This window comes from Rhizobium sp. Root1220 (assembly GCF_001426265.1).
In the GTDB taxonomy this organism is placed as follows: domain Bacteria; phylum Pseudomonadota; class Alphaproteobacteria; order Rhizobiales; family Rhizobiaceae; genus Rhizobium.
The window spans coordinates 18861-45345 of the sequence record NZ_LMDG01000012.1 but is presented as its reverse complement, the minus strand read 5'-3'; the positions used below and the strand labels follow the sequence as shown (position 1 = coordinate 45345).

Annotated in this window: 27 protein-coding genes and 1 tRNA gene; 13 read left to right on the top strand and 15 right to left on the bottom strand. The window is 58.8% G+C overall.

Features of this window, described 5'->3' with window-relative positions; translation table 11 throughout:
• Positions 1 to 4: 4 nt before the first annotated feature.
• From frr to ASC90_RS09560, 6 genes are all read right to left on the bottom strand, one after another.
• The gene (gene frr, locus ASC90_RS09585) at positions 5 to 565 is read right to left on the bottom strand and encodes a ribosome recycling factor (RefSeq protein WP_056538861.1); all 561 of its coding nucleotides are present in this window, start codon (positions 563 to 565) and stop codon (positions 5 to 7) included.
• Between the two features lie 51 nt (positions 566 to 616).
• Complete coding sequence (gene pyrH, locus ASC90_RS09580; protein WP_056538858.1) at positions 617 to 1339, bottom strand: UMP kinase; 723 nt, start codon at positions 1337 to 1339, stop codon at positions 617 to 619.
• Positions 1340 to 1432: 93 nt separating this feature from the next.
• A complete protein-coding gene (gene tsf, locus ASC90_RS09575) occupies positions 1433 to 2359 on the bottom strand; it encodes a translation elongation factor Ts (protein ID WP_056538855.1) in 927 nt (308 codons plus the stop codon).
• Between the two features lie 244 nt (positions 2360 to 2603).
• Positions 2604 to 3371 (bottom strand): 30S ribosomal protein S2, encoded by a 768-nt coding sequence (gene rpsB, locus ASC90_RS09570; RefSeq protein ID WP_056538852.1) that lies wholly within the window; start codon positions 3369 to 3371, stop codon positions 2604 to 2606.
• A gap of 219 nt (positions 3372 to 3590) precedes the next feature.
• A complete protein-coding gene (locus ASC90_RS09565; protein WP_244480366.1) occupies positions 3591 to 4301 on the bottom strand; it encodes a pentapeptide repeat-containing protein in 711 nt (236 codons plus the stop codon).
• A 115-nt stretch (positions 4302 to 4416) separates the two neighbouring features.
• Positions 4417 to 5253 (bottom strand): cell envelope integrity EipB family protein, encoded by an 837-nt coding sequence (locus ASC90_RS09560; RefSeq protein WP_056538849.1) that lies wholly within the window; start codon positions 5251 to 5253, stop codon positions 4417 to 4419.
• Positions 5254 to 5389: 136 nt separating this feature from the next.
• Here ASC90_RS09560 and ASC90_RS09555 point away from each other — a divergent pair, with 136 nt between their 5' ends.
• The 4 genes from ASC90_RS09555 (at position 5390) to ASC90_RS09540 (ending at position 8322) form a co-directional block, all read left to right on the top strand.
• A complete protein-coding gene (locus ASC90_RS09555) occupies positions 5390 to 5857 on the top strand; it encodes a RidA family protein (RefSeq protein ID WP_056538846.1) in 468 nt (155 codons plus the stop codon).
• On the top strand, positions 5857 to 6576 hold the full coding sequence (locus tag ASC90_RS09550) for a glycerophosphodiester phosphodiesterase (protein WP_056538842.1): 720 nt from the start codon (positions 5857 to 5859) through the stop codon (positions 6574 to 6576). Before ASC90_RS09555 ends, ASC90_RS09550 begins: the two co-directional genes overlap by 1 nt.
• A 78-nt stretch (positions 6577 to 6654) precedes the next feature.
• Positions 6655 to 7845: a GNAT family N-acetyltransferase gene (locus tag ASC90_RS09545; protein ID WP_056538839.1), complete on the top strand. Its 1191-nt coding sequence runs from the start codon at positions 6655 to 6657 to the stop codon at positions 7843 to 7845.
• 51 nt (positions 7846 to 7896) lie between these two features.
• Positions 7897 to 8322 carry an HIT family protein gene (locus ASC90_RS09540; protein ID WP_056538837.1) on the top strand — a complete coding sequence of 142 codons (426 nt, stop codon included), beginning with the start codon at positions 7897 to 7899 and terminating at the stop codon, positions 8320 to 8322.
• Here the strand turns inward: ASC90_RS09540 and ASC90_RS09535 are convergent.
• The 8 genes from ASC90_RS09535 to ASC90_RS09500 all read right to left on the bottom strand — a co-directional run bounded on the left by ASC90_RS09535 (position 8319) and on the right by ASC90_RS09500 (position 15823).
• Positions 8319 to 9266 (bottom strand): phosphatase PAP2 family protein, encoded by a 948-nt coding sequence (locus ASC90_RS09535; protein WP_056538834.1) that lies wholly within the window; start codon positions 9264 to 9266, stop codon positions 8319 to 8321. The genes ASC90_RS09540 and ASC90_RS09535 overlap by 4 nt on opposite strands.
• A gap of 107 nt (positions 9267 to 9373) precedes the next feature.
• Positions 9374 to 11881 carry an ATP-dependent Clp protease ATP-binding subunit ClpA gene (gene clpA / locus ASC90_RS09530; protein ID WP_056538831.1) on the bottom strand — a complete coding sequence of 836 codons (2508 nt, stop codon included), beginning with the start codon at positions 11879 to 11881 and terminating at the stop codon, positions 9374 to 9376.
• Between the two features lie 10 nt (positions 11882 to 11891).
• A complete protein-coding gene (clpS, locus tag ASC90_RS09525; RefSeq protein ID WP_056540158.1) occupies positions 11892 to 12245 on the bottom strand; it encodes an ATP-dependent Clp protease adapter ClpS in 354 nt (117 codons plus the stop codon).
• 259 nt (positions 12246 to 12504) lie between these two features.
• Positions 12505 to 12873 carry a phasin family protein gene (locus tag ASC90_RS09520; RefSeq protein ID WP_056538828.1) on the bottom strand — a complete coding sequence of 123 codons (369 nt, stop codon included), beginning with the start codon at positions 12871 to 12873 and terminating at the stop codon, positions 12505 to 12507.
• Positions 12874 to 13102: 229 nt separating this feature from the next.
• Positions 13103 to 13522: a DUF3597 domain-containing protein gene (locus tag ASC90_RS09515; RefSeq protein ID WP_056540155.1), complete on the bottom strand. Its 420-nt coding sequence runs from the start codon at positions 13520 to 13522 to the stop codon at positions 13103 to 13105.
• A 247-nt stretch (positions 13523 to 13769) separates the two neighbouring features.
• Positions 13770 to 13973, bottom strand: coding sequence for a DUF3126 family protein (locus ASC90_RS09510; RefSeq protein ID WP_056538826.1), 204 nt, complete (start codon positions 13971 to 13973; stop codon positions 13770 to 13772).
• Positions 13974 to 14090: 117 nt separating this feature from the next.
• Positions 14091 to 14924, bottom strand: coding sequence for a serine O-acetyltransferase (gene cysE, locus ASC90_RS09505; protein WP_056538823.1), 834 nt, complete (start codon positions 14922 to 14924; stop codon positions 14091 to 14093).
• Between the two features lie 113 nt (positions 14925 to 15037).
• The gene (locus tag ASC90_RS09500) at positions 15038 to 15823 is read right to left on the bottom strand and encodes an alpha/beta hydrolase (RefSeq protein WP_056538822.1); all 786 of its coding nucleotides are present in this window, start codon (positions 15821 to 15823) and stop codon (positions 15038 to 15040) included.
• 158 nt (positions 15824 to 15981) lie between these two features.
• Here ASC90_RS09500 and ASC90_RS09495 point away from each other — a divergent pair, with 158 nt between their 5' ends.
• Positions 15982 to 16227: a zinc-finger domain-containing protein gene (locus ASC90_RS09495; protein WP_056538819.1), complete on the top strand. Its 246-nt coding sequence runs from the start codon at positions 15982 to 15984 to the stop codon at positions 16225 to 16227.
• 27 nt (positions 16228 to 16254) lie between these two features.
• The gene (locus ASC90_RS09490) at positions 16255 to 17406 is read left to right on the top strand and encodes an FAD-dependent monooxygenase (protein WP_056538815.1); all 1152 of its coding nucleotides are present in this window, start codon (positions 16255 to 16257) and stop codon (positions 17404 to 17406) included.
• On the opposite strand, the gene ASC90_RS09485 is transcribed toward ASC90_RS09490, so the two are convergent.
• The gene (locus tag ASC90_RS09485; protein ID WP_056538812.1) at positions 17407 to 18597 is read right to left on the bottom strand and encodes a cystathionine beta-lyase; all 1191 of its coding nucleotides are present in this window, start codon (positions 18595 to 18597) and stop codon (positions 17407 to 17409) included.
• Positions 18598 to 18965: 368 nt separating this feature from the next.
• On the opposite strand from ASC90_RS09485, the gene ASC90_RS09480 reads away from it, so the two are divergent.
• The 7 genes from ASC90_RS09480 (at position 18966) to ASC90_RS09450 (ending at position 26449) form a co-directional block, all read left to right on the top strand.
• Positions 18966 to 19991 (top strand): amino acid ABC transporter substrate-binding protein, encoded by a 1026-nt coding sequence (locus ASC90_RS09480; RefSeq protein ID WP_056538810.1) that lies wholly within the window; start codon positions 18966 to 18968, stop codon positions 19989 to 19991.
• A gap of 97 nt (positions 19992 to 20088) precedes the next feature.
• Positions 20089 to 21291, top strand: a complete 1203-nt coding sequence (locus ASC90_RS09475; protein ID WP_056538807.1) for an amino acid ABC transporter permease — start codon at positions 20089 to 20091, stop codon at positions 21289 to 21291.
• 1 nt (position 21292) lies between these two features.
• Positions 21293 to 22447 (top strand): amino acid ABC transporter permease, encoded by a 1155-nt coding sequence (locus ASC90_RS09470; protein ID WP_056538803.1) that lies wholly within the window; start codon positions 21293 to 21295, stop codon positions 22445 to 22447.
• A gap of 17 nt (positions 22448 to 22464) precedes the next feature.
• Positions 22465 to 23238 (top strand): amino acid ABC transporter ATP-binding protein, encoded by a 774-nt coding sequence (locus ASC90_RS09465; protein WP_056538800.1) that lies wholly within the window; start codon positions 22465 to 22467, stop codon positions 23236 to 23238.
• 196 nt (positions 23239 to 23434) lie between these two features.
• Positions 23435 to 24496, top strand: a complete 1062-nt coding sequence (locus ASC90_RS09460) for a class I SAM-dependent methyltransferase (protein ID WP_056538798.1) — start codon at positions 23435 to 23437, stop codon at positions 24494 to 24496.
• Between the two features lie 213 nt (positions 24497 to 24709).
• Positions 24710 to 24784 (top strand) — tRNA-Glu (locus ASC90_RS09455).
• 420 nt (positions 24785 to 25204) lie between these two features.
• On the top strand, positions 25205 to 26449 hold the full coding sequence (locus tag ASC90_RS09450; protein ID WP_056538795.1) for a glycosyltransferase family 2 protein: 1245 nt from the start codon (positions 25205 to 25207) through the stop codon (positions 26447 to 26449).
• Positions 26450 to 26485 lie beyond the last annotated feature (36 nt).

Sequence of the window (26485 nt, the reverse complement as noted above, 5' to 3'; positions counted from 1 at the left end):
CGCCTCAGACCTGCATGATTTCCTTTTCCTTATCGCCAAGCAAGCGATCGATCTCGGAAATCGTCTCGTCAGTCATCTTCTGCACACGATCTGACTGCGCACGGCTTACGTCCTGACCAATTGCGCCGTCTTTCTCGGCTTTCTTAAGGCCGTCCATGCCGTCGCGGCGTACGTGCCGAATCGCAACCTTGCTTTTTTCGGCGTAGTCATGCGCAACCTTGACGAGCGACTTGCGGCGTTCCTCGTTCAGTTCCGGCAACGGAATGCGAAGGTTCTGACCGTCGATGATCGGGTTGAGGCCAAGGCTCGATTCACGAATCGCGCGCTCGGTCGCAGATACCATCGACTTGTCCCAGACGGAAACCGACAGCATGCGCGGCTCCGGAACGGTGATGTTGGCGACCTGGTTGAGCGGCACCCGCGAGCCATAGGCCTCGACCGTGATCGGGTCGAGAATGTTCGCCGAAGCGCGGCCGGTGCGCAGCGATGCAATATCGCTCTTGAAAGAGGAAATGGCGCCATCCATGCGACGCTTGATTTCCTTGATGTCGATGCCTTCAGTCATGTCAGTGCTCCCGTCTCGGTAGAAGCTGCGGCAAACGGTGCCGCCACTCAATCAATTATCGGAGACGATGGTCTTGAGTCCACCGCCTCGTAGGATTTCAGCAAAACCACCCTTCTCGTGGATCGAGAAGACGATGATCGGAATGGAATTTTCACGCGCCAGGGCGACGGCCGCCACATCCATGACGGCAAGTCCCTTGTCGAGGACTTCCTTGTGCGTCAACCGGTCGAAGCGTGTTGCGTCCGGTACCTTCTTGGGGTCGGCCGAATAGATGCCGTCGACCTGCGTGCCCTTGAAGATCGCCTCTGCGCCCATTTCGGCCGCGCGCAGGGCTGCTGCCGAGTCGGTCGTGAAGAAGGGGTTGCCGGTGCCGCCTGCGAAGATGACGACACGTCCCAGCGACAAGTGGTAGAGCGTGGCACGCTGCGAAAAGCTTTCGCAGATTTCGGGCATGGCAATGGCCGATAGCACGACCGTATCGATATTCAGTTTGCGCAGCGACGTCGCCAGCGCCAAGGCGTTGATCACGGTGGCCAGCATGCCCATGTGGTCGCCAGTGACGCGATCGCCGCCCTTGGAGGCGACTGCGACACCGCGGAAGATGTTGCCGCCGCCGACGACGACCCCGACTTCCACGCCCATGTGCCGCGCCTCGGCTATGTCGGCCGCGATGCGGTCTGCCACCGCCACATCAATTCCGAATCCCTGGCTGCCCATGAGGGCTTCGCCGGAAGCCTTGAGTAGAACGCGTTTGTAGACAGGCTCTGACGACATCTTGGCTCCTCGTGTATCACCGCTGAGGCCCGGATACACGAAGGGCACCGCGTTGTCACGCGATGCCCTTCGGTTTTCACATCTATAAGCTGATCATCCCTTGGCGACAGCAGCGACTTCGGCAGCGAAGTCGGTCTCTTCCTTTTCGACGCCTTCGCCGAGGAGAAGACGGGCCATGCCAACAACTTCGATCTTGGCGCCAGCTTCCTTTTCAGCTTCCTTGACGGCAGCGCCGACCGTCAGGTCGGGGTTGATCACGAAAGCCTGCGACAACAGAGCGACTTCTTCGAAGAACTTGCGCATGCGGCCATCGACCATCTTTTCGATGATGGCTTCCGGCTTGCCGGATTCGCGAGCCTGCTCGATGAAGACGTTACGTTCGCGCTCGGCAACGGCAGCGTCGACTTCTTCCGCGCGGATGGCGAGCGGGTTCGTCGCAGCGATGTGCATGGCAACCTGGCGGCCAATCGAGGTCAGGACGGCCTTGTCGCCTTCCGACTTCAGGGCGACGAGAACACCGAGCTTGCCAATGCCGTCGCCGGCAGCGTTGTGGATGTACGTTGCAACAACACCGTGTTCGACTTCGAGCTTGGCGGAGCGGCGGAGCGTCATGTTTTCGCCGATGGTTGCGATCGCGTCCTTGACAGTATCGGCGACCGGCTTGCCGGATGCCGGGTAAGTCGCAGCCGAAACGGCTTCAACCGTGCCGTCGGTCGTCAGGGCAACGCTGGCGATGCCGCGAACAAGATCCTGGAACGCATCGTTACGGGCAACGAAGTCGGTTTCCGAGTTGAGTTCGATGACAACAGCCTTGTGGCCGGCGCCGGCAATGGCGATCAGGCCTTCAGCAGCGGCGCGGCCAGCCTTCTTGTCGGCCTTGGAGATGCCCTTGGCGCGCAGCCAGTCGATCGACGCTTCGATATCGCCGTTGTTTTCGACCAGCGCCTTCTTGCAGTCCATCATGCCCGCGCCGGACTTTTCGCGCAGTTCCTTCACCAATGCAGCCGTAATCTCGGTCATAAGCTTCCTCTTGTCGGTTCAAACGGTGGGCCGCAAAAGGCGGCGCGGCACCGGATTGAGGCACGAAATGTACCTGTATGCATGACAGCGTGATGAATGACGCGTCATAACGAAACTTGCGTGGCGGTAGGCGGAGCGCGCCCTCGCCTGAAACGGTCAAGGCCGCCGAACTTCTGAGAGTCGCGAGCGGCCTTTCCCAATCTCCGGGAAGCACGGCGGACCAACAGGACCGCCTGCTTCTTTATCAGGCTTCGGCTTCGCCTTCGAGCGCCGGCTCAACCATGGCTTCGATCGACGCGCCGAGATCACGGCCCGAAGAGCTCTGCTGACGAGCGATACCGTCGAGGGCGGCGCGCGAGATCAGGTCGCAGTAGAGAGCGATGGCGCGCGAAGCGTCGTCGTTGCCCGGGATCGGGTAGTCGATCAGGTCTGGATCGCAGTTAGAGTCGATGATGGCGACGACCGGGATGCCGAGGCGCTTGGCTTCGTCGATCGCGATCTTTTCCTTGTTGGTGTCGATGATGAACATCAGGTCAGGCGTGCCGCCCATGTCCTTGATGCCGCCGAGAGCCTTGTCTAGCTTTTCGCGTTCGCGCTCAAGGTTCAGACGTTCCTTCTTGGTGAAGCCCTGGGCGTCGCCGTTGAGGATTTCGTCGAGCTTGCGAAGACGCTGAATCGAATTGGAGATCGTCTTCCAGTTGGTCATCATGCCGCCGAGCCAACGCGAGTTGACATAGTACTGAGCGGAACGCTTTGCGCTATCTGCAATCAGCTCCGAAGCCTGGCGCTTGGTGCCGACGAACAGAACGCGGCCGCCGCGAGCAACAGTGTCGGAGACAAGCTGCAGGGCGCGCGACAGAAGCGGAACCGTCTGTGCGAGGTCGATGATGTGGATGTTGTTACGATCGCCGAAGATGTACGGCTTCATCTTCGGGTTCCAGCGGTGAGTCTGGTGGCCGAAGTGGACGCCTGCTTCAAGCAGCTGGCGCATAGAAAAATCGGGCAATGCCATGCCTTGTTATCCTTTTCCGGTTGAACCTCCGCAAGGCGAACAGCACTCTCTTCGAGAATGCCACCGGGCGGAACGATCCGGATTTCTCCCGGACAATCCCATGCCTTACGTGTGGAATGCGGGTGGCCATACCCTCCCCGCCGTACAAAATCAAGACTTGCCGACAAAAAAGGTCATGACAGGCTTAGCTTCCAGTTCGCGAAGCCGGGTATCGTTGTCTCAATCTGAGGGGCAAGGCCAGTTCACCGGTGCGGACAAACCGCTCGGCAGCTTTGTCTTCGCATCACCACATGCCAGATTGATCTGCGCCTGATCGAGGCCGGTTGCAGCGGATAGATCCAGCCCATCGATCCGCGTCAGGAACATGAATGCGTGATCGAAGGCGAGCGGCCCGTCGAATGTCGCTTGGCTGAAGTCCGCACGCGAGAGGTTGGCGAGCTTGAACCTGGTTCCCGTCAGCACGGCCTTGTTGAAGCTCGCACGGCCGAGCTCTGCCTTTTCGAAATTCGCACCGCTGAGCTTGGCCCCATTGAAATTCGCGCGCTGAAGCTCGGCACCGGCGAAGGTCGCCTCCTCGGCGAAAACATTCTCGAATCCGGACCGATAGGCTTCTATCTTGGAGAAATTCGCCTTGCCCGCCTGTGCGCCCGTAAACCAGGCTCGCACCAGCGTTGCCTTTTCGAGGTTTGCCGCAGTCAGGTTAGTGCTGCTCAGATTGGTCAGGCTCAGATCGGCATCGGCAAGATTGGCGCCTTGAAAGTCACTTCCCTGCAGCATGAGATTCTTCTTGCTGCATTCGCGCCAATCGATTCCCGCTACCGGCGTGTCGCTGCAATCAGCGGCGCGCGCCGGTGCCGCGAATTCCGGCATGAGAACAATCAACCCAAATGCGAACCCCAATAGCCCAACCAGCGCGCCGTGCTTTATCACCAAGGTCCTCACTCCATTCGACCGTTGCGCCAGCAATGGCGCATTCACCAATTCCTAGCACAGGGAATGTTTATTTAAACAGACCAAAGGGCGATCATCGAACGCGGTTGAGCGACTATTTGCAGATAGCAGACTGGGCGTCCAGAAGCTCAAGCTTCGCCAGCTTGCCGGTGAGGACGAAGTCGCCATAGTCCATGGTCAAATCCCGCGTGATGCCGTTCTCGTAAAGCTTGAACGACATGCGGTAGACCGGCAAGGCGTCGGTCTTGGTGTTCTCATTGAAATAGGAGATCGTAACCGGCCAGAACGCAGCTTTGGCAAACGCCCCAGCGTTGCCGGCATCCGCCTCGTCGCTTGCAGGGACGACAGGCTTGCCGACGACCGTGGTGGTAACGAGAGCCTTGTCGCCATCATCGGAACCATCAAAGACCCGCGCTTCGAACAGACGCTTGCCAGCCTTTGCATTCTGAATGACGTCAAGCATGTGCTCGGTCGGGAAGCGGCTGTCAGAGAGCTGGAGTTCTTTGTTCGAAGGCTGCTTCAGATCGACCTTAACGCCTTCGGCCTGATCCTGGGCGGCGCCGTTGACTTCCTTGTCCAGCTGGTCGTCCGTGAAGGATTTTGTGTCAAAGGTGAACTTGCGGTCCTTCAGATTCTCGAATGTCTTCGTCTGCTGGTCGCTGACGCGGACAGCGTCGCCGGTGTCGATCTGCGTCACGAAACGGAAGTTGGTCGTGAAGCCGGAGCAATAGCTGCCGTCGAACTCGTAGACCATACGGCCAGACATGCCCGCGATGCCGGAACGCTCGGAGGCATCCTTCAGCTCAAGATCATAGACAGCCCGATGAGCAACCAGACCCGTGGCAATCGCCGCGCTGGTCACTGGTGCCGCTGCAAAGGCGTTTGCCGAAACGCCTGCGAAGAAGAGTGCGGCAAGACTCGATCGGACCATTGATTATCTCCTGTTGGACTCGCCTGCGATGTTATAAGAACGCTTTCGGCCAAATCGAGGCTCGAACGTGTCACAAAATGGATTCCAGCCTCGATGCATAATCTTAGAACTATTGACAACAAAAGCGGAGAGGAAAATGTCCGATCATATCGTTGCCCGCCTAAAAGACATGGGGATATCCCTGCCTGAGGCCGCGGCACCAGCCGCAAACTACGTACCCTACGTCATCAGCGGCAACCTGCTTTACATCTCCGGCCAGCTACCGCTTGAGAGCGGCAAGATCGCGGTCTCCGGCCATCTTGGCAAAAACGTCGACGTCGCGACCGGCCAGCGCGCAGCCGAACTCTGCGCGATCAATATCCTCGCACAAGCCAGTGCCGCGCTCGGCGGGAACCTTGGCCGAATCAAGCGCGTCATCAAGCTGAACGGCTTTGTTGCCTCCACGCCTGACTTCGTCGAACAACATCTCGTTATCAACGGCGCCTCAAACCTGATCGCCGGCGTACTCGGCGAAGCCGGCAAGCATGCCCGCGCAGCCGTCGGCATGGCGGCGCTGCCAATGAACGCCGCCGTCGAAATCGATGCAATAATGGAAGTCGCATAATGACATCTGCAGCATGGCTCAAGGGACTGCCCGTCGCTCACCGCGGATATCACGACCTCAACAAGCAGGTGTGGGAGAACACGCTGTCCGCGTTCGCGCGCGCCGTCGAAGCGGGATTCGCCATCGAGTGCGACCTGCACTATGCCTCTGACGGCGTGCCTGTCGTCTTCCACGATGAGAACCTCGAGCGCCTTTGCAACCTTCCCGGAGATATTCGCGCGCGGACCTCCAAGGAACTGGGGCTGATTTCGGTTGGTGGGACCTCGGATAAAATCCCGACGCTGCAGCAACTGCTCGACCTCGTCAAAGGGCAGGTACCGCTGGTGATCGAACTCAAGGGCCGAGAAGCCGACGACGAGGGTTTTGCCGAATCCGTGCTCGAAGTGCTGGAAGGTTATGAGGGCAAGGTAGCGCTGATGAGCTTCGATCATTGGCTGCTTCGCGACCTCAAGGCGCTCAACGCACCCTACCCGCTTGGCCTGACCGCAGGCGGCAACAAGCCGGAGGAGTTCGAAACGCATGAAAAGGCGATGACGCTCGGCCTCGACTTCATCTCCTACTTCTTTGCGGATCTTCCCAACCCGTTCATTACCGCGCAGCGCGACAAGGGCGTCGTCGTCATCACCTGGACCGTTCGCGACGAGAACGCGCGCAAGCACACCTTCGAGAATGCAGACCAAATGACGTTTGAGGGATTCGATCCGCGCGTCTCGGTTTGACGCTCGCTTTTTGGACATGATCATGCGCAGACTGACTGTGAGTCCCATCCTCCTCCCAAACGGTCTCGCATTCGCTTCATGACAGATGAACTCTCAATCCGCGTCGAGCGGTCCTTTGTCGAAATTGCCCCGGAGAGCTGGTCGCAGCTCTCCGGGGCATCCAAAACAGCCAGTACCCTCGCCTACAATCCGTTCGTTTCGTACGCCTTTCTGTCTTCGCTGGAAGAATCCGGATCGGCCACGGCGCAGACCGGCTGGCTTGGGCACCACTTGCTGCTCGAATCGGACAGCGGCCAGCTGATGGGCGCTTTGCCCGGCTACTTGAAGAACCATAGCCAGGGCGAGTACGTCTTCGATCACGGCTGGGCCGATGCCTTCGAACGCGCCGGTGGGCGCTATTACCCGAAGCTCCAGTGCTCGATCCCCTTCACGCCGGCCACCGGACCGCGTCTGCTTGTCGCAGAAGGATTGGAACGCCGGCCGATACAGGATGCGATCGCCGAAAGCCTCAAAGAGGTGGTTCGCCGGCTCGGCGTCTCTTCGGCACACATCACTTTCGTCCCGGAGGACGAGGTCAAGGTCTTCGAAACCGACGGCTACCTGCACCGGACCGACCAGCAGTTCCACTTCATCAACGATGGTTATGCCAATCACGAGGAATTCCTGGAAACGCTCGCCTCGCGCAAGCGCAAGGCGCTGCGCAAGGAACGCCGGACAGCGCTGGTGAACGGCATAACCATCGACTGGCTCACCGGCAGCGATCTGACCGAGCGGATCTGGGATCAGTTCTTCGCTTTCTATATGGACACCGGCAGCCGCAAGTGGGGTCGCCCCTACCTGACGCGCAAATTCTATTCGCTGATCGGCGAACGGATGCCCGAAGACATCATGCTGATCATGGCAAAGCACAACGGGCGCTACGTCGCCGGTGCAATCAACTTCATAGGCGGCGACACGCTTTATGGTCGCCACTGGGGCTGCATTGAGGATCACCCGTTCCTGCACTTCGAGGTCTGTTATCACCAGGCGATCGACTTTGCGCTGGCAAAAGGCCTCAAGCGCGTGGAGGCCGGAGCACAGGGCGAACACAAACTGGCACGAGGTTACCTGCCGGTGACAACGCATTCCGCCCACTATGTCGCCCATGCGGGCCTGCGCCGGGCGATTGCCGACTACCTCGAGCGCGAACGCGACGATGTCGAGCACATGAACGAGATATTGACCGAACACAGTCCGTTCCGCAAAGGCGAGCGGCAGCAGGAGGATTGACGCCTTCACCTCTGTCGCGCTACCGAAAACAGCGAAACGAGGAGAGCTTCCATGACCAGCGGCGCCTACGACCCCAGCAACATCTTCGCCAAGATCCTGCGCGGAGAGATTCCCTCGCATCGAGTTTACGAGGACGAGAACACCGTCGCGTTCATGGATGTGATGCCACAGGCACCGGGCCATGTTCTCGTTGTCCCGAAGGCGCCGTCGCGTAACCTTCTCGACTCAGACCCGGCGGTCCTCGCGCTCACGATTTCGGTCGTCCAGAAGATCGCCTGTGCCGTTAAGGATGCCTTCGATGCGGACGGTGTCTTCGTCTGCCAGTTCAACGAGCCCGCTGCCGGCCAGACGGTTTTCCATCTGCACTTCCATGTCATCCCACGTCATGAGGGCGTGGCGCTGAAGCCACACTCGGGAAAGTTGGAAGACAACGCAGTACTCGCGGCGAACGCGGAGAAGATCAAGGCTGAGCTTTAGTCAGGGGCGACCAGCAGCCGCTGTTCATTGCCCGCCTGACGTCGCGGCGTCCTTTCACATTCGCGAAGTGCGGCATCCGCGAGCATATAGGCAAGGCCGAAGGCCAGCAAACCTCCGAACATGTCAACAAGATGATGCCCACCCTGTATCAGGATGGCGGGCACCATTAGAGTATTCAAAACGAGGAACGGTACGGCGAGCGCCCCGCGACGGATCATGAAACATGCCGACATGGCTGCCATGATCGTGTGGAATGACGGAAACCCGATCAGACCGAGGACATTTCTGGGCGTCAAATATGTCACGCCATTGCGCCCTAGTTCGACAACTTGAGCGTTATATTCAGGCCCTACAGCAAGGGGAACGGCCTCAGTCACCTCTGGCGGCAGCTCATAGATCGCTGAAGCACCGAATGATGGTAGGAAGAACCAGAAAATAATCGCCAGCAGAGCTCCGACAATGCCGGTTATCAGAAAGTGATGAAGCAGTCTGATGTGCCCGCAAAAGCCCAGGATCAGCAGAATGGCAAGCAGTTGCGGCAATGAAGTCGCATAAACCGCATGCAGCAACATTCCCGCGCGCTGATATTGAGAAGCCCATGTCACGAAGGCCGGCCAATGAAACCCGAGCGCTTCATCAAACCGGCCAAGAGTGGGATCGATAAACTGGAACTGTAGCGGCAGGAGCAGATAGTTGAATATCGAACCGGCAATCGTGAAAAGCACGAAGAGGCCGGCTGCAATAGCCGTCACGGCGATCCGTTCGTTGCGCCGGACATGCCGATAGAATTGGCCAAGTCCGAGCAGGAATAATCCGCACGCTACCAGTCTGGCATATCCTGCGACGTCGATCTCAACGCCCTTGGCCAATAGCAAACAGCCATCGAGCAACATCAGGGTCATGATGATTGAGATGATGAAACGTTCGGCCGGCAGAAACGCCATGTATCGGCTCCTTGCTGGAGCCGGATATAGTCGAATGCGTTTAAGATTCAGCTAAGCGGGCGTCAATTCAACGAAAAGGCGGCCCTAAAGCCGCCCTTTCATTCACGTTACTTCTTGGGAACCCTCGGAACCGCGCTACCCTTGCGGGGCGGGCTTTTGGGTGCAGGCTCTGAGACCGCAGCCTTGGCTTTCTTTGCCGTGGCGGTTGTCTTCTTGGAGCGGGCCTTGGTCGTCAGCTCGCCATCGTCCTCGTGCTCCATCTCCGGATGCACGACCTCGGCTTCCGGCTTGGGCTTGATCGGTGCGGTGTCCGACACCGATTCAAGGATAATGCCGGGCTTGCCGTCTTCCTTCGGACCGATCGTGACGCTAACCACGCCGCCCTTCTTCAGCTTGCCGAAGAGGATTTCGTTGGCCAGCGGCTTCTTGATGACGTCCTGGATGACGCGAGCCAGCGGGCGGGCACCCATCTTCTCGTCGTAACCCTTTTCCGCCAACCAGGAGATCGCGTCCTCGTGCAGGTCGAAAGTGACGTTCCTCTCGGAAAGCTGCGCTTCAAGCTGCATGATGAACTTCTGCACGACCTTGTGGATGACAACGGTCGGCAGCGGTGCGAACGGAATTACCGCATCGAGACGGTTGCGGAATTCCGGCGTGAAGAGGCGGTTCAGGGCTTCCTCGTCTTCGCCCGTCCGCTTGGACGAACCGAAACCGAAGGCAGCCTTCGCCATTTCCGACGCACCCGCATTGGTCGTCATGATTAGGATGACGTTGCGGAAGTCGATCTTCTTGCCGTTGTGGTCGGTCAGCGTGCCATGATCCATGACCTGCAACAGGATGTTGTAGATGTCAGGATGGGCCTTTTCGATTTCGTCGAGCAGAACCACGCAATGCGGATGCTGGTCGACGCCATCGGTCAAGAGACCTCCTTGGTCGAAGCCGACATAGCCGGGGGGTGCACCGAGCAGACGCGAAACCGTGTGCCGCTCCATGTATTCCGACATGTCGAAGCGCAGCAGTTCGACGCCGAGCGAAGAGGCCAACTGCTTGGCGACTTCCGTCTTGCCGACGCCTGTAGGCCCGGAGAAGACGTAGGAGCCGATCGGCTTGTTCGGTTCGCGCAGGCCGGCACGTGCCAGCTTGATCGATGTCGACAGCGCCTCGATGGCGATATCCTGGCCATAGACGACCGAGCGGAGTTCCTGCTCGAGATTGGCAAGAACCGCCTCGTCGTCCTTCGACACCGTCTTTGCCGGGATGCGCGCCATCGTCGCGATGGTTGCCTCGATCTCCTTCTCGGTGATCAGCTTGCGGCGTTTGGACGGCGGCAGCAGCATCTGGGCCGCACCGGTTTCGTCGATCACGTCGATCGCCTTGTCCGGCAACTTGCGGTCCGAGATGTAGCGGGCCGACAGCTCGACCGCCGTCTTGATGGCGTCGTTCGAGTAGCGCAGGTGGTGGTACTCTTCGAAGTAGGGCTTCAAGCCCTTCATGATCGCGATCGCATCGTCGATCGACGGTTCGGCGACGTCGATCTTCTGGAAGCGCCGTACCAAAGCCCGGTCCTTTTCGAAGAACTGGCGATATTCCTTGTAGGTCGTCGAACCGATGCAGCGGATCGCACCGGAAGACAGAGCCGGCTTCAGGAGGTTGGAGGCATCCATTGCGCCACCCGACGTCGCGCCCGCACCGATGACGGTGTGGATCTCGTCGATGAACAGCACCGCGCCGGGATACTCTTCGAGTTCCTTGACGACCTGCTTCAGCCGCTCCTCGAAATCACCACGGTAGCGCGTGCCAGCCAGCAGCGTGCCCATGTCGAGCGAGAAGATCGTGGCATCCGCCAGTGCTTCCGGTACCTTGCCTTCGACGATGCGCTTGGCGAGACCCTCAGCGATCGCCGTCTTGCCGACGCCAGGATCGCCGACGTAGAGCGGATTGTTCTTCGAACGGCGGCACAGGATCTGGATCGTGCGGCTGACCTCGGCATGGCGGCCGATCAGCGGGTCGATCTTGCCCGTCTTGGCCTTCTCGTTGAGGTTGACGCAATACGCCTTTAGCGCATCCTGCTGCTTCTTGGCGCCACCTTCTTCTTCGCCACCGCGCGAGGTGTTCGGCTTGCTTTCCGGCTCGCCGTCCTCTGCGCCGCGCGGAGCGCGGGCTTCCGACGAGCCAGCGCGCTTGCCGATACCGTGAGAAATGTAATTGACAGCGTCGTAGCGGGTCATTTCCTGTTCCTGCAGGAAAAAGGCCGCATGGCTTTCGCGTTCGGCGAAAATGGCGACAAGCACGTTGGCGCCCGTGACTTCTTCGCGACCCGACGACTGGACATGGATAACGGCGCGCTGGATGACGCGCTGGAAGCCGGAGGTCGGCTTCGAGTCCTCGTCATAGCCCGTAATCAGGTTCGACAATTCGTTATCGACATATTCAACAAGCGTTTTGCGGAGCGCGTCGAGGTCGACATTGCAAGCACCCATGACAGCGGCCGCATCGGCGTCGTCAATCAGGGCAAGCAACAAATGCTCGAGCGTCGCATATTCGTGGTGCCGCTCGTTGGCAAAGGTCAGTGCCTGATGGAGCGCCTTCTCAAGACTAGGCGAAAATGTTGGCACGTTCAGATCCTCACTTCTTTTCCATGACGCATTGCAACGGATGCTGGTGCTGTCGGGCAAAGTCCATCACCTGACTCACCTTGGTCTCCGCCACCTCGTATGTAAATATTCCACATTCGCCGACGCCATGATTATGGACATGAAGCATAATGCGGGTGGCACTTTCTCGATCCTTCTGAAAAAAGCGCTCCAGAATATGGATGACGAATTCCATGGGCGTGTAGTCGTCATTCAGAATAAGCACGCGGTACAGGTTGGGTTTCTTGGTCTTCGGCTGTGTGCGGGTAATGACCGAGGTGCCGCGATTTCCGTTGTCCCCGTTCCTTTCGCTGTCTTTTTGCATCCGGATCGGCTTTACGATCATTTCCATTCATTCCTCGATCAGTCCGGCGGTGCTGGGAGGGTGCTTTACCCGCCGAATATCCGAAACACTAACTTAGTTCATTGTGGAGCAATTTTAAGCCCCTCGTTTCACACTGCAATCACAATTCGGGCCGGACAGCACGCAAAACACAAAAACCAGGGGCAAAGGGTTAAGGCAGTGACGAAAACGAAAAAGACCGGCCCGCAAGTGCGTAGCCGGTCTTCGTTTTTCAAGGGGTAGCGGCTTTCACCGCCACAACTTACGCCGCGGCGTTGACCACCGTCGGCGATTTCCCAGCCTTCGTCGTTGTAGCCGCGATCGGTGCTTCGTACGGCTTGTAGGCGCTCTTGGCGAGGTCGGAGTACATTTCGCCGAGCTTCGTTGCTTCGGAGACGAAGCTCTCATAAGCCGATTTTGCATAGTTGGTCTGCAATTCGAATACGGCTTCGAGGCTGCGTACTCCACTCAGTGACTCGAAATGCGTCACGGCGTCCTGGAATGACTTCTTCGAGTAATCGGCAGTTTCCGTAGCAATTGCCTGGAAACCCTTAGCCGTGTCGGTGTAACTCTTCAGCACTGTATCCATTGCTTCTTTGCTTTTCCGACTGGTTTCTTCAAAATTCAACATGACCATCCTCCTTGGGCTGCTGCAGATGAAGTAAAGGGTAGCTGCAACGCACAAATAGTCAAGTGATATTGTGCATCGCAAAACAATCCACGATTGTATCTGCGATGTCGGATCTTGCGAGAGTTCAGAGCGACGTACCTCTGAAGCTGATTTTGCTAAAATATATCAGGTTCCCGCAACCGGAGGCTTTGAGAAAAAACTGGCTTCTGCGACGCTCGGCTGGAAAACGCTAGTCGAGAAGATCCGCCGGAACTTTGCCGCCGTTTTCCGACAGCTTCTTCATCAACGCCTTGTGCAGAAACATGTTCATCGTCGCGGTGTCGTGGGTGTCACCGGCGTAACCGAGTTCTGCCGCAAGTTCCTTCCGCTCCGTCAGGCTTGCGTCCATGCCCACCGCCTTCATGAGATCGACGATGGATCGGCGCCAGTCGAGCTTCTGGCCACTCTTTTTCACGGCCGCATCCAGCAGCGGCACGATATCGACGGCGACCGGCGCGGCGGCAGCCTTGGTCGGCGCGGCCGGCGGAGCAGCCGACTGAGAGGCCGGCGTCTGCGCTGGCTCCGCCGTCTTGGGAGCGGCCGCCTGGGTTGCCGGCGCAGCCTGGGCCTCGCCAAAAATCGCGTGCTTGATCTTGTCGAAAATTCCCATTTTCAGCATCCCCTTTTTTGGCGCTCGAGCACATGCTCACCATCAGAGATGGAGCAGTCAGCGAACAGGTCCAGACAAGGGGAGGTATTTTCGCCCAGCAATTGAAAGGAGCAAGAACCGAACCGGCGTTTGCCAAGCTGGCGATTAGACACTGGCGCAGCATCAAACCGGCGGCACGAAAACAAGGCCATTCGCATGCGGGGTCGCCGGCGAATGGCGACGCTAGGCCACCACGTGCCGGCAGGTATCACAGATCGACGTCGAGGATCGCCATCGAGAAGTTGTAGGAACGGTCGCCATCTTCGTCATCGATATAGACGACACCCAGAAATTCGTCGCCAAGATAGACTTCCGCGGAATCGTTCTTGCGCGGGCGAGCTTTGACGACGACCTCCGGGTTGAACGTGCGCTTGAAATAAGCGTCGAGTTTCTTGATTTCTTCTGGCTTCACACTGCATCTCCTGAGCGGTCTTGGGTGGCCGCTTGTTGCACGGGAAAGACGGCGCTGTAAAGGCGCGGGGACTCTTGCGCGAACGCTATTCCCGCCACCCTCATGTCACAGCCGAGCTCAGATATCCGCGCCGATCACCTGGTCCATCACGCGCGACGGCTCCGAACAGCCAGCCTCTCCGACCACCTTGGCCGGCACTCCGGCTACCGTCGTCTTGGGAGGAACAGCCTTCAGGACGACTGAACCGGCGGCGATACGCGAGCAATAGCCGATCTCTATGTTGCCGAGAATCTTGGCACCGGCACCGATGAGCACGCCGCTGCCGATCTTCGGATGGCGGTCAGACCCTTCCTTGCCCGTGCCGCCAAGCGTTACGCCGTGCAGGATGGAGACGTTGTCACCGATCACAGCGGTTTCGCCCACGACGAGACCGGTTGCGTGATCAAGGAAAATGCCCCTACCGATCCGGGCAGCGGGGTTGATGTCCGTCTGGAAAATGCTGGATGACCTGCTTTGCAGATAAAGCGCCAGGTCGCGACGTCCGCGGTTCAGCAGCCAGTGCGCCAGCCGGTGCGTCTGCAAGGCGTGGAACCCCTTGAAATACAGCACGGCTTCCATGAACCGAAGGCAGGCCGGATCGCGATCGTAGATTGCCTGAATGTCGACGCGCAGGATGGTGCTCCATTCCGGCCAGTCTTCCAGCATCTGGTCGAAGGTCTGGCGCAGCAGGATTGCCTGCATGTCGGGATGGTCGAGGCGTTCGCAGATTCGATAGATGACACACTCTTCCAGCGAGCGGTAGTTCAGCACGGTCGAATAGAGGAAAGCCGCCAGCACCGGATCGCTTTCGGCGGCAAGGCGGGCTTCTTCCCGCAGGCTGTCCCAGATCGGATCCATCGCCTTGAGGGAGTTCGCCGTCTCAAGAGAACGAATATCTGTCTTCGCGACCATAAAAGGTCTCCTCGTATGCCGTCTGAATGGCTTTATATAAGCCAAAAGACCTGCAACATAAATGGGTGTCCTGACAATGTTTCGGACGTTTCTTCAGGTAGCCTTGCAGCGTATCATCGCGCGGCGACGTTAGCGTAGAATTCCAGTACTGCCGCCTTGAACACCCTGTCGCCGACAGCCAGCATGTGATCGCGCCCCGGTATGTCGAGGGCTCGGGCATCTCGCATCAAAGCCGCCAGTTCATGAGGTGAACCCGCGATATCATCCTTCGTTCCCACCCCGATCAGCGTTGGCGCGTCGATCTTCCCCATGTCGGCCCGCGAGACAAGGTCACGCGAACCCCGGATGCACGCGGCGAGCGCCTGACGATCACCTTTCGTCTGTTCCGCGAAGGCCCGAAACATCCGTCCGCGGTCATGCACCACGCCGTCGAGCGATGGCGCAAGCAGCGCATCGGCAATCGGATCCCAGTCGCCAACGCCATCCGTCATGCCAATCCCAAGGCCGCCGAGAACCAGCGAACGGACGCGATCGGGATGCGCGAGTGCGGCGAAGACCGAAATGCGCGCGCCCATCGAGTAGCCCATCACGTTAGCCTCGGGAATTCCGAGGTGGTCGAGAAGGGCGATCGCATCGCCGGCCATATGCCAGGGGCGGTACGCCTCCACGTCGCGCGGCTTGTCGCTCGCCCCATGCCCGCGATTGTCGATGGCAATCACCCGATAGCCTGCGTCGCCGAGTGTTTTCAGCCAGCCCGGATAAACCCAGTTGACGCTCGCGGTCGAGGCAAAGCCGTGGATCAACAGCACCGGTGCGCCGGCTGGATCGCCTTCGTCAAAGAATGCCAGCTTCAATCCGTGATGCGTGAAGCTGGAAAAGGCGGGCGTATTCAGGTTCATCTAGGCAATCCTTTTTCGGCCGGACCATATTTTATCACCTTCCCGACGTGAACCCCTGTGCGCGCTAAAAACTGTCCGCCTGGCACGTCTTTGGCTCTACACATTTGCGCTGAAGGATTATAAGGTCCGCGCACGTTTCAAAGCATTCGGAGATAGACATGGCCGGCCACAACATTCCCCACTTCCAGAACGACGGCGGACACCGCGTTATCGAAGTCGGCGTGAAGGAGTTCATGTGCACCGGCGCCTCCACGCCCTTCGATCACCCGCATATCTTCATCGACATGGGCGATGACGACGAGAAGGTCTGTTCGTACTGTTCGACGCTCTACCGGTTCAACGGCGCGCTCAAGGCAAACCAGACCAACCCCGCAGGCTGTGTTTTTCACATCAAGGCTGCGTAGCATTTTCCCTTCGAGATCGGATCGCCAATGCCGGCCGAACATGCCGCCATCATCGGCGCCGGGGTCGCGGGCCTGACGGCTGCGCTTGCGCTGGCAAAGCGGGGCATACGCTCGGAGATTTTCGAGCAGGCACCGGCAATGAACGAGGTTGGCGCTGGCCTGCAGGTGTCCCCAAACGCCACACGAATCCTCGCGAAGCTCGACGTTCTCGAGCGGTTGACCAAAGTCTGGGTCGAACCGCGCGCCATTCGACTGATATCGGGGAAATCGCTTCGCCGGCTGGCGACCGTTCCAGCCGGCGAATTCGCGCGCGCTCGCTGGGGATCCCCTTATGGTGTCCTGCATCGTGCCACCCTGCAGCAGGCACTGCTCGATGCGGTGGAGGAGGCGCCCCTTTGCACATTGCATCTCGGTGCAAGGGCAGACGGGCGCGCCCTCCCCGACTGCACGCGCGCGCCTGACATTCTCATCGGTGCTGACGGCGTCTGGTCGCAAGTACGCCATGCCATCGAGGACAGTCCCGCACCTCGCTTCTCCGGCAACATAGCTTATCGATTTACGGTTTCGGCGACCGGTGCGCCCAGTTTCCTCGACCGCGATTGCGTCTCGGCATTTCTTGGTCCCTCTGCCCACCTTGTCTGCTATCCACTCAACGAGACCGGCAGCTTCAACATGGTGGCGATCGTCGCGGGGAATTCTGCGCCTCATTATTGGCTCAGCCAGCCGACCGGTGCCCAGCGCCAGCAAATGACGTCACGTTTTGCGCGATGGAACGATGCCCTTCGCGCGCTTTTCGCGCAAGCTGACGACATGACCTTCTGGCCGCTCTACGAGACGACGCGAGGTAAGTGGCATAACGGCAAGGACACAGTGCTGATCGGCGATGCCGCCCATGCCATGATGCCGTTTGCGGCGCAGGGCGCGGCGATGGCGATCGAGGATGGTTATGAACTTGCAACGTTCGTGGCGACACGCCCCGTCCCGGAGGCGCTGTCGCTGTTCGAAGCGCACCGGGTTCCACGCATCAACCGTCTGCGCCAGCGCGGCGCGCTGAACCAGTTTGCCTACCACGCCCGCGGACCGATCCGCATCGGGCGTGATCTCGTCCTGTCCCTGAAACCGCCGGAAAGCCTCGCAGCCGATCTCGACTGGATCTACGGCTACCGAGCGACCGGCTGATCACACCTCAGCGGCTGCCGCAAAGCCGCGCTCGACATCGGCCTTGATATCGGCCACGTCCTCGAGACCGATCTGCAGGCGGATCACCGGCCCTTCGGTCGGCGCCTTGCGAATACGGCGGTCGTTCAGGTTGACGTGAAGTGCAAGGCTTTCGAAGCCACCCCATGACCAGCCCAGACCAAAGATGCGCAGCGCATCGAGGAAGGCATGAGCCTTGGGCTTGAACTTTTCCGGTGCGTCGACGGAAAGCACAAAGGAGAAGATGCCGCTGGCGCCCTTGAAGTCGCGTTTCCACAGATCGTGCGAGGGGAAGCTCGGCAGTGCCGGGTGAAGGACGCTGGCGACGTCTTCCCTGCCCTCAAGCCACGTCGCGATCGTCAGCGCACTTTCGTAGTGACGTTCCAGCCGGACGCCCATGGTACGCAGTCCACGCAGGATCTGGTAGGCATCGTCAGGCGCGCCGCAGATACCGAGCGTGATGTTTGCCTCGTGAAGCTGCGCCCAATGCTTGGCGTTGGCCGAGACGGTTCCCATCAGGATGTCGGAATGGCCGGACGGGTATTTCGTCGCCGCATGGATCGATATGTCGGCTCCATAATCAAGCGGCCTGAAGTAGACCGGCGTCGCCCAGGTGTTGTCCATGGTCACGACCGCGCCGTGCTTGTGCGCAATCGCAGCGATCAATGGGATGTCCTGCATCTCGAAAGTGTTCGAGCCCGGAGCTTCTGTGTGGACCAGCCTGGTATTGGGCCTGATGAGTGCTTCGATTCCCGCGCCGACCATGGGGTCGTAGTACTCCGCCTCGACGCCAAGACGCTTCAGCATGGTGTCACAGAAATGCCGGGTCGGGCCATACACAGAATCGACGATCAGTGCATGGTCGCCGGCCGACAGAAACGCCAGGAATGGAACGGTAACGGCGGCAAGGCCCGATGGAACAAGAATCGTGCCCGCAGAACCCTCGAGCGCATCGATCGCCTCGCAGAGCGCGTCCGTCGTCGGTGTACCGCGCGTTCCGTAAGTGTATTTCTGGGCCCGCGTTTCCATCGCCCGTGCATTCGGAAATAGCACCGTCGAGGCGTGGACGACGGGCGGATTGACGAAGCCGTGGTATTCGGACGGATCGTTGCCAAGATGGGAAAGGCGCGTGTTGATGCCTGCATTCTCAAGCAGACTGTCTCTATCTTTCATGTCGGAAATAGCCTTTGGCGGTAGGAAGCAATCGACGAACTCTTGAACCTGCCGGATGGCTGGGTCAACCCCGCTTCAAAAGCCCCATTGTTGCTCGCCTCGCGAATTCGCCAGATATATCAGTAGCTTTCCGCAGTTTTTTTCACCAAATCGTGCCCATTCCGTAGTCATTTGCTTATTTTGGGCGCCCTGGAGCGAGAATTGCCGAAATATCACGCATTCTTGTACTGCGACACTTGACCATAGTGCCTTTTGCGACTGTGATAGGCCCACTCGCGCCGGGAGGGTGTCGGGTCGCCTGGGAGGTCCGCGAGCTTCAGCTAACGCTCCCACAAGAAAAGATAAGATAATGGAAAAGGTTGGGAAAAATGAAGATTAAGCTCCTGTCCGCCGCGATCGGCGCAGCAGTGTTCGGACTTGGCGCCTCGGCAGCTTCTGCCAACACGCTCGACGACGTAAAGGCAAAGGGTTTCGTGCAGTGCGGCGTCAATACCGGCCTTCTCGGTTTCGCACAGCCTGATGCCTCCGGCAACTGGGCCGGGTTCGACGTCGATTTCTGCAAGGCAGTCGCTTCGGCGATTTTCGGCGATCCGACCAAGGTCAAGTACACGCCGACAAACGCCAAGGAACGCTTCACGGCGCTGCAGTCCGGCGAAATCGATCTGCTCTCGCGCAACACGACGTGGACGGTCAACCGCGATACGGCTCTCGGTTTCAACTTTCGCCCGATCACCTATTACGACGGTCAGGGCTTCATGGTTCGCCAGAGCCTGAACGTTAAGTCGGCGCTGGAACTCTCCGGCGCAGCCGTCTGCGTCCAGTCGGGCACGACCACCGAACTCAACCTCGCCGACTACTTCAAAGCCAACAACATGCAGTACAACCCGGTTGTCTTCGACAAGCTTGAAGAAGTCAACGCCGCGTATGATGCGGGCCGTTGCGATGTATACACGACCGACCAGTCGGGTCTTTATTCGCTGCGTCTGACGCTGAAGAACCCGAGCGAACACATCGTTCTTCCGGAAATCATCTCGAAGGAACCGCTTGGCCCGGCCGTTCGCCAGGGTGACGATCAGTGGTTCGATGTCGTTTCCTGGACCGCCTACGCGATGATCAACGCCGAAGAGTTCGGCATTACCCAGGCGAACGTCGACGAGATGAAGAACTCGCCGAACCCTGACATCAAGCGCTTCCTCGGCAGCGAAGCTGACACGAAAATCGGCACCGACCTCGGCCTGACCAACGAATGGGCCTACAACGTCATCAAGAACGTTGGAAACTACAGCGAAGTGTTCGAACGCAACATCGGTCAGGGCAGCCCGCTGAAGATCGAGCGTGGCCTGAATGCGCTTTGGAACAAGGGCGGCATTCAGTACGCTCCGCCGATCCGTTAAGCCGCACCGGTATCAGCGACTTGGGAAGGCGGCTTGATGCTGCCTTTCCACCATAAAGAAAAAGCCCAGAAAGGGCTCATAGGGGAATTGGCTCGGCATGACGCAAGAGGCTGTGCACACGACACCTTTGCCCGAAAGCGGCGGAAGCTTCCGGTCTTTGATATATGATCCGAAATACCGAAGCATCTTCTTTCAAGCGCTCACAATTATCGTTCTCGTCGGCGGCATCTGGTGGATCGCCCACAATACGGCGCAAAATCTCGCCCGCAGCAATACGGCATCCGGATTCGCGTTCCTGCGCGGACGCGCTGGATTCGAAATCGGTCAGTCGCTGATCGGCTATTCGAGCGACTCGACCTATGCTCGCGCCCTCGTGGTCGGCCTGCTAAACACTATCCTTGTTGCGATTACCGGGATCTTCACAGCCACGATCATCGGCTTTCTCGTCGGTATCGGGCGCTTGTCTCGCAACTGGCTGATCGCCAAGCTGTGCACCGTCTACGTTGAAGTTTTCCGCAATATCCCGCCGCTGCTCGTCATCTTCTTCTGGTACTCCGGCGTTCTTGCAGTGCTGCCGCAACCGCGCGAATCGGTGCACCTGCCGTTCAGCATGTTCCTGAACAATCGAGGCCTCGCCTTTCCCAGGCCGATCTTCGAAAGCGGCATCGAGGTTGTCGGCGCGGCGCTGCTGGTCGGCATCGTCGCAGCTTTCTTCACTGCGCGCTGGGCGCACAAGCGACAGGCCGCCACCGGCCAGCAGTTCCATACGATCTGGGTCTCGATCGGCCTCATTGTGGGCCTACCGGTGTTAGTATTCCTGGCGAGCGGTATGCCGTTGTCGTTTGATGTCCCGGTTGCCGGCAAGTTCAACCTGACCGGCGGCTCGGTTGTCGGGCCGGAGTTCATGTCGCTGTTTCTCGCGCTGTCGTTCTATACGGCGTCCTTCATCGCCGAGATTGTTCGCGGCGGTATCAGGGGCGTGGCCAAGGGTCAGTCGGAAGCGGCGGGAGCCCTGGGTCTTCATCCGTCCAGCGTCACGCGTCTGGTGGTCGTGCCGCAGGCTATGCGCATCATCATCCCTCCATTGACCAGCCAGTATCTCAACCTGACGAAGAACTCGTCCCTCGCGATCGCCATCGGCTTTTCGGACCTCGTCGCCGTCGGCGGTACTATCCTCAACCAGACCGGCCAGGCGATCGAAGTGGTGTTGATCTGGGCCGTCATCTACCTCGGCCTCAGTATCTTGACGTCGCTTTTCATGAACTGGTTCAACGCCAAGATGGCCCTGGTGGAGAGATAGAATGTCCGGATCCAACAGCGCCTACGTACGAACCGCCATCCTTGCTGCCGAACCCGCGCCTCCGGGCGAAAGAGGCGCGATGGCATGGCTCCGCAAGAACCTGCTCGCCACGCCGAAGGATATCGTCCTAACCATCATCGCCGTCGCCTTCCTGGCTTGGGCACTGCCGCACCTGATTAACTGGCTGTTCATCCAGGCTGTCTGGCAGGGCAGCGACCGGACATTCTGCGCCACGGCGGTCCAGGGCGGAATCCAGCCGGACGGCTGGAGCGGTGCCTGCTGGGCGTTCGTCAACGCCAAGTTCGACCAGTTCATCTTCGGACGTTATCCGATTGGCGAACGCTGGCGCCCGACGATCGTCGGCGCTCTTTTCGTGCTGCTATTGATCCCGATCCTGATCCCCAAGGTGCCCCGGAAAGGCTTGAACGCGCTTATACTGTTTGGCGCATTGCCGATCTTTTCGTTCTGGCTGCTCTATGGGGGCTTCGGTCTCGAGATCGTAGAGACCCCGCTCTGGGGCGGCCTGATGGTAACGCTTGTGCTGTCCTTTGTCGGCATCGCCGTATCATTGCCCTTCGGCATCGTGCTTGCCCTGGGACGCCGCTCGTCAATGCCGGTCATCCGCATTGTCTGTGTCGCCTTCATCGAGATCATCCGCGGCATTCCGCTGATCACGGTGTTGTTCATGGCGAGCGTCATGCTGCCGCTGTTCCTGCCGACCGGATGGACCGTCGACAAGCTTCTGCGCGCCCTGATCGGCGTGGCGATCTTTGCTTCGGCTTATATGGCCGAAGTGATCCGCGGCGGGCTTCAGGCTATCCCGAAAGGCCAGTTCGAGGGCGCCGATTCGCTTGGCCTCGGCTACTGGCAGAAGACGCGGCTCATTGTCCTGCCGCAGGCGATAAAGCTGGTCATCCCGGGAATCGTCAATACGTTCATCGGCATGTTCAAGGACACGTCGCTGGTGTCCATCATCGGTATGTTCGACCTGCTTGGCATCGTACGGCTTAATTTCAGCGATGCGAATTGGGCAAGCGCCGTCACGCCGCTGACGGGGCTGGTCTTTGCCGGTTTTGTTTTTTGGTTGTTCTGCTTCGGCATGTCGCGCTATTCAAGCTTCATGGAACGCCATCTTGATACTGGCCACAAACGATAAGAATGAGGGAGCAAATTATGGCTGAGGCACAACCCAAGAAGATGACGGTTTCGTCGACCGACGTTGCGGTCGAGATCGTCAACATGAACAAGTGGTATGGCGACTTTCACGTGCTGCGTGACATCAACCTCAAGGTCATGCGCGGAGAACGCATCGTCATCGCCGGCCCATCTGGCTCCGGCAAGTCGACAATGATCCGCTGCATCAACCGCCTGGAGGAGCACCAGAAGGGGCAGATCGTCGTCGATGGTGTAGAACTCACCAACGACCTGAAGAAGATCGACGAAGTGCGTCGCGAAGTCGGCATGGTTTTCCAGCACTTCAACCTGTTCCCGCACCTGACGATCCTCGAAAATTGCACCCTGGCGCCGATCTGGGTCCGCAAGATGCCGAAGAAGCAGGCGGAAGAAGTCGCCATGCACTTCCTGACGCGGGTCAAGATTCCCGAGCAGGCCCACAAATACCCGGGCCAGCTTTCAGGCGGGCAACAACAGCGCGTGGCGATTGCACGCTCGCTGTGCATGAACCCGAAAATCATGCTGTTCGACGAGCCGACATCGGCACTCGATCCGGAAATGATCAAGGAAGTACTGGAGACCATGGTCGGGCTTGCCGAGGAAGGAATGACCATGCTGTGCGTCACGCACGAGATGGGCTTCGCACGCCAGGTCGCAAACCGCGTGATCTTCATGGACCAGGGCCAGATCGTCGAACAGAACTCGCCGGCGGAATTCTTCGACAATCCGCAGCACGAGCGAACCAAGCTGTTCCTCAGCCAGATCCTGCACTGAAACATTTTGCCTGCAACTTGGAAAACCGCTGGAGCCTGCTCCGGCGGTTTTTTCGTTTCGGCGCTGTCGTGGCTGCGCAATCGCCGGGGCCGCATTGTGGACACTGCCGTCCGCGCTCATATTCCTTCCATCCAGCTTTCACGGGTGGTACGATGGGCATTGCTGGTTCTTCCCTGCATTACAAATGGAGGATGACATGCGCCAACCCGACATGCAAAAAGTGGAAGCTCTCGTCGGCCGGTTGATCGGCGACGTTGGAGCGGCCGTATCCGGGGCCTTGGTGGTGCTCGGAGACGACGTGGGCCTGTTCAAGGCCATGGCCGACGGCACGCCCGTGACCTCGACCGAGCTTTCCAGGAAGACTGCGATCAGCGAACGCTACCTTCGCGAATGGCTCTCGGCACTCGCTGCAGCCGACTATCTTGCCTATGACGAAAAGACTGACCGCTTCAGTCTCACACCGGAGCAGGCTGTGGTATTCGCGGAGGAAGACAGTCCGGCATTCTTCACCGGCGCTTTCCAGCTTGTCCAGGCGATGTGGACGGACGAGCCCAAGATCGCCGATGCTTTTCGCACCGGCAAGGGTGTCGGCTGGCATGAGCACAGCGCCTGCCTCTTCCGCGGCACCGAGCGCTTTTTCCGCACCGGCTACAACAACAATCTCATCGCTGAGTGGATTCCTGCCCTCAAAGGCGTGGAAGCACAGCTCAAAGCCGGAGCAAGAGTGGCCGATATCGGTTGCGGCCACGGCGCATCGACCATACTCATGGCAAAGGCCTATCCGGCATCCAGGTTCTTCGGATTCGACTATCATATGCCGTCTATCGAGAAAGCGAAGGCCGCCGCCGAGGAGGCGGGCGTCGCCGATCGCGTCACATTCGAGCAGGCCTCGGCAGCGAGCTTCCCGGCAGGAAGCTACGACCTGATCGCGATGTTCGACTGCTTGCACGACATGGGAGATCCGGTTGGCGCCGGAAGGCACGTCAAGGAAGCACTGTCTCCCGGCGGAACCTGGATGATCGTCGAACCTTTTGCGCACGACCGTCTTAAGGACAATCTTAACCCGGTCGGGCGCGTCTACTACGGGGCGTCAACCATGATCTGCACGCCGGCCTCAATGTCGCAGGAGGTCGGACTGGCGCTCGGCGCCCAGGCGGGAGAGATGAAGCTGCGCAAGGTCGCACTCGACGCAGGCTTCTCGCACTTCCACCGCGCAACCGAGACGCCCTTCAACATGGTTTTCGAGGCCCGCGCCTGAGGCACGACCACTCACGCAATCAAGTTGCGCGACGCCTTCACGGGGCGCCGGCAATTCAGTTCTGTGATTATTTTTTAAAATCAATATCTTAATCTTGTCAAAATAGAACCGCAGCCGCCTCGAAACTCCGGCTTCACCCAACAAGCGGGGAAAAACGGCTTCGCCGCGATTTTTTATGTGCTTTGCCGCTATAAGGGCGCCACCACGAAGGAAGCGCCCTTCGTCTATCGGTTAGGACACCAGATTTTCATTCTGGGAAGAGGGGTTCGACTCCCCTAGGGCGTGCCACTTCTCAGTTGGATCAAAGCTTTAGCCGGCAGTCACATGCGGACGACTTGGTTCGCATCGAGCTTTTCCGCTGGCGGATATCTCCCCGTAATTTTGTATACGTGCCACTTCCCATAGCGCTGCTGTGATCTGGTGAGCCGTCACCGGTGCGAACGCAAGCCTCGCTCCAACTCGGTTCCATAGATAGTCACATCAAGATCTTTGCCGGCAAACGAGCCGCGCAGACATCGCCATCGCGGAGACGATCTTGGTGAACGTCGTGATTCTTGCTGGGGCACTTCCCAACCGAAAACTTGGAGCACGGTTGGTAGTTCCGCGGCGCGTCGACTTGCCTTGAAATCATCTTCTGCACAATTTCTGGCGCCTGCGCCCTTCGACCACTGCGATGAAAGCAACGGGTCCTGCCTGGAGACAATTGAATTGAGCGGCATCAAACTCAGCATCTGCATACCGACCTATAACCGCGAGGCTTATCTTCGCAACGCGCTGGAACACTGCGAAACCTACAAGTTCGACTTCCCGTACGAGATCGTAATTTCGGACAACGCCTCAACCGACAATACCGCGCAAGTGGTCGAGGAGTTTGTCGCGAGGGGCCTTCCGATCCGCTATTTCCGCCGTGCGATAAACGGGGGGGCGTATATGAATGTCGCGAGCGCATTCCACCATGCAGTTGGCGATTATACGGTGTACCTCGCCGACGACGACTTCCTGATTCCGGAAGGCGTAACCGCGACCGTCGCATATCTTGATGCCAACTCAGACGTATCCGCCTGCCACACCACCTGGTATTTCTATGACGAAATCGCGGACCGCGATCTCCACACGTTCTACAAGGTCGATCAAGACATCAAGTTTGCCCGGCATGACTTCGTCGAAGTGTTTCAGTTCGTCTTCGAGCGGCATATATTTCCGGAAATCGCGATCTACCGATCTTCGGCACTCAGATCGGCATGGGTTCCGCGCGACTTCTGCTTCTGCTACTTTGCCTATCTCGCACATGTGCTGGATCAAGGTGCCGTTGCCTTCCTCAAACAGCCTTTCTATCGCTCTGTCGTCAACTCGAAGCTGGCGCCCAGCCGCTCCCAGAACGGCAACGAAGAGGTCATGGTCGCGTGGGACAGGTATCGCGGCGGGCTTGAGTACTTCCTCTATATGGCCGCCAAGCGCGGAAAGCTCAGCACGGGGCCGGAATCGCGCGCCATTTACGAAGAGATGTGCAGGGTATTCACGCTGAACCGCATGGTCGTTGCCTTACGTTTCTGGGCGGCGCGCAAGGATTTCGTCAAGGCATACGAACTCTATACGCGTATCGCACTTGGTGGCATGGCCGACCATCCGGAAGTCGCGGCGCTCCGCGAATCGTTCCCAATGCTGGTCGCGATGCAGACGCTCGCCTACCAGGTGAGTGCAACCGCCGGGGTAGATCGGCTCGTTCTCAGCGGAATGGCTGATCCGGCGTTGATTACCGAACTTCTTCGCGATGTCGGTCTGGCAGCGGAAATCGAGGTTACCTCGGAACTGGATGAAAGTGCGCAGCCGGGTATTGAGAGCACGATAATCTTCGCTGCCGATATGGAACGCCGCGAAAAATTCCTCGAGCTCGGCTACAAACCCAACATGATCTTCATCGAAAGCGACCTGACGCAGCACATCGTTATCTGATGCGGCTGCTGACCAATGCGTTGCGCGTCCACTGAC